Annotated in this window: 8 protein-coding genes; all 8 read left to right on the forward strand. The window is 65.9% G+C overall.

What is annotated here, in order from left to right:
• Positions 1 to 56 precede the first annotated feature (56 nt).
• The 8 genes from I6F33_RS29185 (at position 57) to I6F33_RS29220 (ending at position 9,792) form a co-directional block, all read left to right on the forward strand.
• A complete protein-coding gene (locus I6F33_RS29185) occupies positions 57 to 827 on the forward strand; it encodes a helix-turn-helix transcriptional regulator (RefSeq protein WP_225144872.1) in 771 nt (256 codons plus the stop codon).
• Positions 828 to 957: 130 nt separating this feature from the next.
• Positions 958 to 2,094 carry an acyl-CoA dehydrogenase family protein gene (locus I6F33_RS29190; RefSeq protein WP_225144880.1) on the forward strand — a complete coding sequence of 379 codons (1,137 nt, stop codon included), beginning with the start codon at positions 958 to 960 and terminating at the stop codon, positions 2,092 to 2,094.
• 116 nt (positions 2,095 to 2,210) lie between these two features.
• Entirely contained in the window at positions 2,211 to 3,374 is a 1,164-nt protein-coding gene (locus I6F33_RS29195) for an acyl-CoA dehydrogenase family protein (protein ID WP_225141238.1), read from the forward strand.
• On the forward strand, positions 3,374 to 4,030 hold the full coding sequence (locus I6F33_RS29200) for a glutathione S-transferase family protein (RefSeq protein WP_225144873.1): 657 nt from the start codon (positions 3,374 to 3,376) through the stop codon (positions 4,028 to 4,030). Before I6F33_RS29195 ends, I6F33_RS29200 begins: the two co-directional genes overlap by 1 nt.
• A 184-nt stretch (positions 4,031 to 4,214) precedes the next feature.
• Positions 4,215 to 5,015, forward strand: coding sequence for an AraC family transcriptional regulator (locus I6F33_RS29205; RefSeq protein WP_036023887.1), 801 nt, complete (start codon positions 4,215 to 4,217; stop codon positions 5,013 to 5,015).
• Between the two features lie 210 nt (positions 5,016 to 5,225).
• Entirely contained in the window at positions 5,226 to 6,092 is an 867-nt protein-coding gene (locus I6F33_RS29210) for a 3-keto-5-aminohexanoate cleavage protein (protein WP_225144874.1), read from the forward strand.
• 110 nt (positions 6,093 to 6,202) lie between these two features.
• Positions 6,203 to 7,819 carry an acyl-CoA carboxylase subunit beta gene (locus I6F33_RS29215; RefSeq protein ID WP_225144875.1) on the forward strand — a complete coding sequence of 539 codons (1,617 nt, stop codon included), beginning with the start codon at positions 6,203 to 6,205 and terminating at the stop codon, positions 7,817 to 7,819.
• Positions 7,816 to 9,792 (forward strand): acetyl-CoA carboxylase biotin carboxylase subunit, encoded by a 1,977-nt coding sequence (locus tag I6F33_RS29220; RefSeq protein WP_225144876.1) that lies wholly within the window; start codon positions 7,816 to 7,818, stop codon positions 9,790 to 9,792. Before I6F33_RS29215 ends, I6F33_RS29220 begins: the two co-directional genes overlap by 4 nt.
• Positions 9,793 to 10,012 lie beyond the last annotated feature (220 nt).

The following is a 10,012-nucleotide window of genomic DNA, read 5'->3' on the forward strand; positions in this document are numbered from 1 at the left end:
GTTTTGTGCTGGTCTGTCCGCCCTGCTAAAGTGACCGGCCTGGAGCGGGGCTGACGATGCAGATGCAGGACAAACTCACGGACAAGCAGCTTTCGGACGAGCAGAGCCGCGAGATCGCCGAGACCATTCGCGAGGAGCTCGCCCGGCGCCGGATGTCCCGGCAGGCGCTGGCCGAGCAAGCCAAGCTCAGCCTGTCGACGCTGGAGAAGGTGCTCGGCGGCCGGCGGCCGTTCACGCTGGCGACGACCGTCCGGCTGGAGCAGGCGCTCGGCGTCTCCTTGCGCAAGAGCGTCATCGTGGCGACGCCGCCGGCCGCAAACGACGTCGCGCCCGACAGCCTCGGCTCTTATGCCCACCGCGCGGTGACCTGGCTCGAGGACGTCTACATCACCCTGCGGCCGTCGTTCGGCGACAAGGATGCGATCTTCGCCTATCGCACCGAGATCGCCTGGGAGCCGAAGCTCTCGTCGCTGGTCTTCCGCGAGGGCGATCGGACCGATGCCGCCTACGAGCATACCGGCGAGGTCGCCGTTCCCCATCAGTCCGGCTTCATCTACCTCGTCATCATCAAGCACGGCCAGCACCGCGTGATCACGGTGTCGCGGCCGACGGTATCAGGCGAGATGTACGGCATCATCTCGACGCTGCGCGCCGGGCCCGGCTCGCAGCTCACGCCGATCGCCGCGCCGATCGCCTATGTGCCGCTCAGGAATATCCCAAAACCTTCCTTGGGCCGGGTTGCGCCCGAGGATCCCCACCACGCCTTGTATCGAAAGCACTTGCGCCGCACGGTGGAAGAGCCGTTTGCGCTGTTTCTGACGTTGTGACAGCAATCCGCTGGGGGGTGCGTTGCTGGCTTGCTCGAAGGGTTCGCGCCGATCAGCCACTCCGCGCAAGTGAACGGCCCAGGTTAAAGCCATGGTGGCCGGGACGAATCCGGTCGAGGCAAGTCTCGCGATGAAGAGCCCGTTCTATACCGCCGAGCACGACGCGTTCCGCGACGCGATGCGGCGGTTCGTCGAGAAGGAGATCGCGCCCTTCGCCCATGAATGGGACGAAGCCGGCGAATTCCCGCGCGAGCTCTATCGCAAGGCGGCCGAAATTGGCCTCTTGGGACTTGGATTCCCGGAAGAATATGGCGGCGTCACCGCCGACCAGTTCATGAAGATCGTCGCGAGCCAGGAGCTTGCGCGCGCCGGCGCAGGCGGCGTCAGCGCCAGCCTGATGAGCCACACCATCGGCTCTCCCCCGATCGCGCGGGCCGCACGCGCCGAGGTGAAGGCGCGCGTGCTGCCGCAGGTGCTGGCAGGCGAGAAGATCTCCGCACTGGCGATCACCGAGCCGGGCGGCGGCTCGGACGTTGCCAACCTGAGCACGCGCGCGCGGCGCGACGGCGATCACTACGTCGTCAGCGGGGAGAAGACTTTCATCACCTCAGGGATGCGTGCCGACTACCTGACGGTTGCGGTGCGGACCGGCGGCGAGGGCGCCGGCGGCGTCAGCCTGCTCCTGATCGAAGGCGACACGCCCGGCCTGTCCAGGACCAAGCTGAAGAAGATGGGCTGGTGGGCCTCCGACACCGCGACGCTGCATTTCGACGCATGCCGCGTGCCGGCCGAAAATCTGATCGGCGAGGAGGGCCAGGGCTTCAAGATCATCATGCAGAACTTCAACAGCGAGCGCATGGGCATGGCCGCGAGCTGCACCGCCTTCGCGCGGGTCTGTCTCGACGAGGCGATCGCCTATGCCAAAGAGCGCACGACCTTCGGCAAGCCGCTCGCGCAGCACCAGGTCATCCGCCACAAGATCGTCGACATGGCGCAGAAGGTCGCGGCTTCGCAAGCGATGCTGGAGATGCTGGCCTGGCGGCTGGAGCAGGGCGAGAGCCCGGTCGCCGAAATCTGCATGATGAAGAACCAGGCGACGCAGACCATGGCGTTCTGCGCCTCGGAGGCCGTGCAGATCTTCGGCGGCGCCGGCTTCATGCGCGGCATCAAGGCCGAGCGCATCTACCGCGAGGTCAAGGTCAACGCCATCGGCGGCGGCACCGAGGAGATCATGAAGGATCTGGCCTCGCGGCAGATGGGGTTGTGACTACGGCCGTCATTCCGGGGCGCGAAGCGAGCCCGGAATCCATCGGGCCGCAGACACCGTAGACAAATGGATTCCGGGCTCGCGCTACGCGCGCCCCGGAATGACGAGAGGACAAAATGTTATTCACCGCCGATCACGACGACATCCGCCGCTCCCTGCAGAAATTCATTGCGGGCGAGATCAATCCGCACGTCGATGCGTGGGAAAAGGCCGACATCTTCCCCGCGCACGAGCTGTTCAAGAAAATGGGCAGCCTCGGCTTCCTCGGCCTGAACAAGCCGGTCGAATTCGGCGGCTCGGGCCTCGACTATTCCTACGCGCTGATGATGGCGGAGGAGCTGGGCGCCATCACCTGCGGCGGCGTGCCGATGGCGATCGGAGTGCAGACCGATATGGCAACGCCCGCACTGGCGCGGTTCGGCTCGGATGAGGTGCGGCGCGAATTCCTGGCGCCGTCGATCTCGGGCGATTACGTCGCCTGCATCGGCGTCTCCGAGCCCGGTGCGGGGTCGGACGTCGCCTCGATCAAGACCCAGGCGCGCTCCGACGGCGACGATTACGTCATCAATGGCGGCAAGATGTGGATCACCAACGGCACCCAGGCCGACTGGATCTGCCTGCTCGCAAACACCGGCGACGGCCCCGTTCACCGCAACAAGTCACTGATCTGCGTGCCTATGAAGAGCAAGGGCGTCACCGTCGCGCGCAAACTCGACAAGATGGGGATGCGCTCGTCCGACACCGCACAGATCTTCTTCGACAATGTCCGCGTGCCCAAGCGCAACCGGATCGGCGAGGAGGGCCAGGGTTTTACCTACCAGATGATCCAGTTCCAGGAGGAGCGCTTGTGGGGCGCGGCCGCCTGTCTGAAGGCGCACGAATACATCATCGACCAGACCATCGAATACACCCGCAACCGCAAAGCCTTCGGGAAGTCCATCCTCGACAACCAGGTCGTGCACTTCAAGCTCGCGGAGATGCAGACCGAGGTCGAGCTCCTGCGCGCGCTGATCTATCGCGCCGGCGAGCAGCTGGTCGCCGGCGAGGATGTGACGCGGCTTGCGACCATGGCCAAGCTGAAGGCCGGCCGGCTCGGCCGCGAGCTCACCGACGCCTGCTTGCAATACTGGGGCGGAATGGGCTTTACCAACGAGACACCGGTCAGCCGCGCCTATCGCGACAGCCGCTTGACCTCGATCGGCGGCGGCGCCGACGAGGTCATGCTGATGGTCCTGTGCAAGATGATGGGCACGCTGCCCGGCAGCAAAGGAAACGCCTGATGATCACGCTGTATCACTGCGACGCCGCACGCTCGTTCCGTCCGCTCTGGATGCTGGAGGAGATGGGGCTGCCCTATGAATTGAAGATGCTGCCGTTCCCGCCGCGCGTCTTCGCCAAGGACTATCTCGCGCTCAATCCGCTCGGCACCATCCCCTTCATGATCGACGGCGAGACCAGGATGACGGAATCCTCCGGCATCTGCCATTACCTCGGCATCACATACGGCCCGACGCCGTTGATGGTCGGCCCTGAAGATCCCGCCTACGGCACGTTCCTGAACTGGATGTACTTCAGCGACGCCACGTTAACCTTCCCGCAAACGCTGGTGCTGAGATACACCCAGCTCGAGCCGGAGGAGCGCCGCAACCCGCAGGTCGCCACCGATTACGCGAAATGGTTTCTGGGAAGACTGCGCGCCGTTGAGGCAGCGACGGCGAATGCCGAAACATTGTGCGCGGGCCGCTTCACCGCCGCTGACATTGTCATCGGTTACGCGCTCCGGCTCGCGAGCAATATCGGGCTTGCCAAGGATTTCGGGCCGAACGTCGCAGCCTATTGGGCGCGGCTGCAGCAGCGCGAGGGTTTCAAGCGCGCGGTTTCTGCGGAGCAAAAGGCCGGGCAAGAGCAGAATGTCGCGCCGAGGGTGAGGGCGTAAGGGAGGCTGTCATTCCGGGGCGCGGAAGCGCGATCCCGGAACCTCGAGATTCCCGGTTCGCGCTATTGCGCGTCCACGACGCGCCATGTCTTTTGACAGCGCTATCCTACCGTGACAGCGCCCAAATTTCCGCTAAGGTGACCTCCGTCCGCAGCGGCCAGAGAGCCGCGCGAGGAGGAACCCAATGGAATATAACGGTCGCGAATCCGACCACCTGATGCTGATCACGCCGGAGCGGGTGTTTTATGCGGGCCTGCTCGGCCGTCCGCGCAAACGGACACCCGGCTGCTGCCATGTCTATGTCGCGGTGAAGGGCAATCTGCACCTGACCATCGACGACGTTCTCGCCACCGGCGAGCTGTTCGTCACCCTGCCGAACCAGCGGCACTCCATCGCCAGCGACTATCGCACCGTCATCAGCGTGACGCTGGAGCCGGAAAGCATGGCGGATGGCGTGATTGAAGCCTTGGCCGCGCGCCTGACCGGACCCGATCAGGCCGCCTATGCCCGCAAGATCCTCGCCGCCTACGCCTTGCTGCGTCAGCGCCGCTATGGCGACATCACCACGGCCGAGTTCGACGAGATGTGCTTTGGCGAGGCGCTGCCGCGCCGCGTGCTGGATCCGCGCGTGATGCGTGCGGTGGCCCGCATCGAGCGCTTCTCCGGCGAGCCGGTGACGGCGGATACCTGCGCCGCTGAAGCCGGCCTCTCGGCCTCGCGCTTCCTGCACCTGTTCAAGGAGGAGACCGGCATCTCGTTCCGCTCCTTCCGCGCCTGGAAGCGCGCGCGGTATCTGCTGCACTTCGCCAACCAGGACCTCAACCTCGCCCATCTGGCGCAGGACATCGGCTATCCCGATTCCACGCATTTCAGCCACTCGATCCGCCGCTTCTACGGATTGAAGCCGCGGGCGATCTTCGTCGGCTCGCGCGATCTTGCGATCTACCGCAGCACCGAGACCGTGCGGATGGCGGAGGCTTCGTAGGGTGGGTTAGCCGATCAGATGCGCGAAGCGCAGCTGCTCGGCGTAACCCACCTCTTCAATGTCCACGGAGGCAGACAGTGGTGGGTTACGCCTTCGGCTAACCCACCCTACGAATTCGTCGTTTTTCCCAGCTTCTCCGCGCAAGAAGCCGCATGTCGCGCGTCACATGATCGCAAGCGTTGAATTCTCAACGTGCGAGACATCGAACGCATGAGCGACAAGGCCGTCATCACCTGCGCGCTGAATGGCGTGCTCACCGACCCCAAGCAGCACAACGTGCCCGTGACGCCCGAGCAGATGGCGCGCGAGGCCAGGGCTGCGTTCGAGGCCGGCGCGTCCATCATGCACATCCATTTGCGCCAGCAGGCGCCGGGCAAGGGACATCTGCCGTCCTGGGAGGTCGCGGTCAGCAAGGAGATCCAGCAGGCGATCCGCGAAGCCTGCCCGGGCGTGATCATCAACCACACCTCGGGCGTGTCGGGGCCGAATTACTCAGGCGCGCTCGACTGCATCCGCGAGACCCGGCCGGAGATCGCCGCCTGCAATGCCGGCTCGCTGAACTACCTGAAGGTGAAGGCCGACAACAGCTGGGCCTGGCCGCCGATGATGTTCGACAATGCGGTCGAGAAGGTGAAGGACTATCTCGACGTCATGAACGCGGCCGGCACCATCCCCGACTTCGAATGCTTCGACGTCGGTATCGTCCGCTGCGTCGGCATGTACCACCAGGTCGGCATGTACAACGGCCCGCTCGAGTACAATTTCGTCATGGGCGTCGCCTCCGGCATGCCGGCCGATCCTGAATTGCTGCCGATCCTCTTGAAGCTGAAGCGCCCCGAGGCGCATTGGCAGGTCACCGCCATCGGCCGCGAGGAGATCTGGCCGCTGCACCAGCGCTGCGCCGAGCTCGGCGGTCATCTGCGCACCGGCCTCGAGGACACCTTCTATCTCGCCGACGGCAAGAAAGTGACGTCGAACGGCCAGCTGATCGAAGCCGTCGCCGCCTGCGCAAGGCGCGCCGGCCGCGAGATCGCGAGCCCCGCCGAGGCGCGGAAGATCTTTGGGACGAACAGGTAAGGTATCGCCCCGTCATTGCGAGCGAAGCGAAGCAATCCAGAATCTTTCCGCGGATGCAGTCTGGATTGCTTCGTCGCTTCGCTCCTCGCAATGACGAGCAGGATCAAGTCATGTCCACCATCGAAAACACCATCTCCCCCGGCAGCGCCGCCTACCAAGCCAACCGCGACGGCATGCTCGGCCTGATCGACCGCATGCGCGCGCTCGAGGAGCGCACGCGCGCCGCGTCCGCCGCGGCCAAGGACCGCTTCCACAAGCGCGGCCAGCTGCTGCCGCGCGAGCGCGTCGCGCTGGTGCTCGATCCCGGCGCGCCCTTCATCGAGCTCTCGACGCTGGCGGGCTACATGTTCGACGTGCCGGATGCGAGCAAGAGCGTGCCGGGCGGCGGCGTCATCGCCGGCATCGGCTTCGTCTCGGGCATCCGCTGCATGGTCAGCGCCAGCGATTCCGGCATCGACGCCGGTGCGCTGCAGCCTTACGGTCTCGACAAGACGCTGCGGGTGCAGGAGCTCGCGCTGGAGAACAAGCTGCCCTATGTGCAACTGGTCGAAAGCGCCGGCGCCAATCTGCTGCGCTACCGCGTCGAGGATTTCGTTCGCGGCGGCAACATCTTTCGCAACCTGGCGCGGCTGTCGGCGGCGGGCCTGCCGGTCGTCACCGTCACGCACGGCTCCTCCACCGCGGGCGGCGCCTATCAGACCGGCCTCTCCGACTACATCGTCATGGTCCGCGGCCGCACCCGCGCCTTCCTCGCCGGGCCCCCGCTGCTGAAAGCTGCGACCGGCGAGATCGCGACCGAGGAGGAGCTCGGCGGGGCCGAGATGCATACGCAGATCTCCGGCCTCGGCGATTACCTCGCCGAGGACGATCGTGACGCATTGCGCATCGCGCGCGAGATCATGGCGGCGCTGCATTGGGAGCGACCGGGCAAAGCGTCGTCGCAGTTCAAGCCGCCGCGCTATGACCAGGACGAGCTGCTGGGCATCATGCCGATGGACCACAAGCGTCCGGTCGACATGAAACAGGTGATCGCGCGCATTATCGACGATTCCGATTTCACCGAGCTGGCGCCGAGTTACGGCCCGGCCACCGTCTGCGGCCATGCCCGCATCGAGGGCCAGGCCATCGGCATCATCACCAACAACGGCCCGCTCGATCCCGCCGGCGCCAACAAGGCGACGCATTTCATCCAGGCCTGCTGCCAGACCCGCACGCCGATCCTCTATCTGAACAACACCACCGGCTACATGGTAGGCAAGGCCTATGAGGAGGCCGGCATGATCAAGCACGGCTCCAAGATGATCCAGGCGGTGACCTCGGCGACGGTGCCGCAGATCACCATCTATTGCGGCGCCTCGTTCGGTGCCGGCAATTACGGTATGTGCGGTCGCGGCTTCCATCCGCGCTTCTGCTTCTCCTGGCCCAATGCCAAGACCGCGGTGATGGGCGGCGAGCAGGCCGCCGAGACCATGGCGATCGTGACCGAGGCCGCTGCCGCGCGCCGCGGCAAGCCGATCGAAAAGGACAGGCTGGACGCCATGAAGGCTGAGATCATCGGTGTGTTCGACGGCCAGATGGATGTGTTCTCGACCAGCGCCCGCGTGCTCGACGACGGCGTGATCGATCCGCGCGACACCCGCGCCGTGCTGTCGGAGGTGCTCGCGATCTGCCGCGAGGGCGATGCACGCACGCCCCAGCGCATGCAGTTTTCGGTGGCCCGCCCATGAGGAACGGATCAGTGCAGCACCGGCCGTTCTCAAGGGTTCTGGTTGCCAATCGCGGCGAGATCGCACTGCGCGTGATGCGCAGCGCGCGAAAACTCGGCCTCGGCGTCGTCGCGGTCTATTCCGATGCGGATCGCGATGCGCTCCATGTGACGCAGGCGGATCAGGCCGTGCGCATCGGCGAAGCCTTGCCGGCGCAATCCTATCTCAACATCCCCGCGATCATGGCCGCGGCCAGGGCCAGCGGCGCGGATGCCGTTCACCCCGGCTATGGCTTCCTCGCCGAGAACGAGGCGTTTGCGCGCGCCTGCAAGGATGCCGGCCTCGTCTTCATCGGCCCGTCGCCGCAGGCGATCGAGGCGATGGGCAACAAGGCAGGCGCCAAGGAGATCATGAAGAAGGCCGGCGTGCCCATCGTGCCCGGCTACCAGGGCGCTGAGCAAGGCGACGAGGTCATGCTCGCCGAAGCCGGGAAGATCGGCTTCCCCGTGATGATCAAGGCGGTCGCCGGCGGCGGCGGCCGCGGCATGCGGCTCGTCACTGACGCTGCGTCCTTCCCCGAAGCCCTGCGCAGCGCGCGGTCGGAAGCGAAAGCCGCGTTCGGCGATGCTGCCGTCATCCTCGAGCGTGCGATCCAGAATCCGCGCCACATCGAGATCCAGGTGTTCGGCGACAGCCACGGCAATGCCATCCATCTCGGCGAGCGCGATTGCTCGGTGCAGCGGCGGCACCAGAAGCTGATCGAGGAGGCGCCGTCGCCGGCGGTCACGCCGGAGCTGCGCGCGAAAATGGGCGAGGTCGCGGTGTCAGCGGTCAAGGCGCTGCGCTATGAAGGCGCCGGCACGCTGGAATTCCTGCTCGATGCCAGTGGCGCGTTCTACTTCATGGAGATGAACACGCGGCTGCAGGTCGAGCATCCCGTCACCGAGGCGATCACCGGGCTCGATCTCGTCGAGCTGCAATTGCGCATCGCGCGCGGCGAGCCGCTGCCGATCAAGCAGCAGGACATCAAGTTCTCCGGGCACGCCATCGAGGTGCGGCTCTGCTCGGAAGACGCCGCGCAGGATTTCATGCCCCAGTCCGGCCGCATGGCGCGCTGGCAGGTGCCTGAGGGCATCCGCGTCGAGCACGCGTTGCAACCGGGCTCGGAGATTCCGCCATTCTACGATTCCATGTTCGCCAAGGTGATCAGCCACGGCGCCAATCGCGAGGAGGCGAGGGGGCGGCTGATCGTCGGGTTGGAGCAGCTCACCGCGTTCGGCGTGACGACCAATCAGGCGTTCCTGTTGTCGTGCCTGCGTCATCCCGGCTTTGCCAAGGGGGAAGCGACGACGGCTTTCATCGGCGCCCATCGCAACGAGCTGCTTGCGCCGCGTGCGAACGCGGCATTCGAGATCGCGCTGGCAGGCCTGCTGCTCTACGTCACCAACCCGCGCGCGCCGTCGTGGCAGGGCGGGCGGAGCCTTGCCGCCACCTTTCCGCTGCCGGCGAAAATCGACATCGGCGGCGATGCGCACGAGCTCGACATCATGCGCGAGCGCGACGGCAGCTACACCGTCGCCGTCGAAGGCCGCCAGCATAAGTTCGAGATCGACCAGCTCGATCCCGACGCCGTCCGCTTCCGCCTCGCCGGCGTGATGGACAGCGCAAAATTCCTGCGGGATGGCGATCGGCTGTACGTCCAGCACCGCGGCATCCCGCTGGTGGCGAATGATCTCACCCTCGCCGCGCCGAAGGCGACTTCAACGAATGGCGGCGACGGCAAAGTCCGCGCCGCCATGAACGGTCGCGTCGTCGCTGTCCTCGTCAAGCCCGGCGACCGCGTCACCGCCGGCCAGCCGGTGCTGACGCTGGAAGCGATGAAGATGGAGCACGTCCACAAGGCCGGCATCGACGGCGTGGTCAGCGCGATCGACGTCGCCGAAGGCGAGCAGGTCACGACGGGCCGCATCGTCGCGGAGATCGGGGCGGGTTAGCGCCACAAACGCGGTCTCGTAGGGTGGGCAGGCACGCAGCGCCGTGCCCACAAATATCGATCGTAAGCGGAATGGTGGGCCCGCTTCGCTTTGCCCACCCTGTACCCTTCTGGCGTTCGGAGGCCAGTCAGTTGGTGTAGGCTGGTCGGCCGGGCCGATCCGCCGGGAGCCGCCTTGCCCACCTGTGCCTAGAGCACCGACGTAGGACCCGCGCCCTGGC

The organism is Bradyrhizobium sp. BRP20, assembly GCF_020194215.1.
Taxonomy (GTDB): domain Bacteria; phylum Pseudomonadota; class Alphaproteobacteria; order Rhizobiales; family Xanthobacteraceae; genus Bradyrhizobium; species Bradyrhizobium yuanmingense.

Bases quoted from the DNA above. Each gene is read 5' to 3' on its own strand.
- I6F33_RS29215 (WP_225144875.1), top strand. From the start codon at position 6,203: ATGTCCACCATCGAAAACACCATCTCCCCCGGCAGCGCCGCCTACCAA.
- I6F33_RS29185 (WP_225144872.1), top strand. From the start codon at position 57: ATGCAGATGCAGGACAAACTCACGGACAAGCAGCTTTCGGACGAGCAG.
- I6F33_RS29220 (WP_225144876.1), top strand. From the start codon at position 7,816: ATGAGGAACGGATCAGTGCAGCACCGGCCGTTCTCAAGGGTTCTGGTT.
- I6F33_RS29205 (WP_036023887.1), top strand. From the start codon at position 4,215: ATGGAATATAACGGTCGCGAATCCGACCACCTGATGCTGATCACGCCG.
- I6F33_RS29210 (WP_225144874.1), top strand. From the start codon at position 5,226: ATGAGCGACAAGGCCGTCATCACCTGCGCGCTGAATGGCGTGCTCACC.
- I6F33_RS29195 (WP_225141238.1), top strand. From the start codon at position 2,211: ATGTTATTCACCGCCGATCACGACGACATCCGCCGCTCCCTGCAGAAA.
- I6F33_RS29200 (WP_225144873.1), top strand. From the start codon at position 3,374: ATGATCACGCTGTATCACTGCGACGCCGCACGCTCGTTCCGTCCGCTC.
- I6F33_RS29190 (WP_225144880.1), top strand. From the start codon at position 958: ATGAAGAGCCCGTTCTATACCGCCGAGCACGACGCGTTCCGCGACGCG.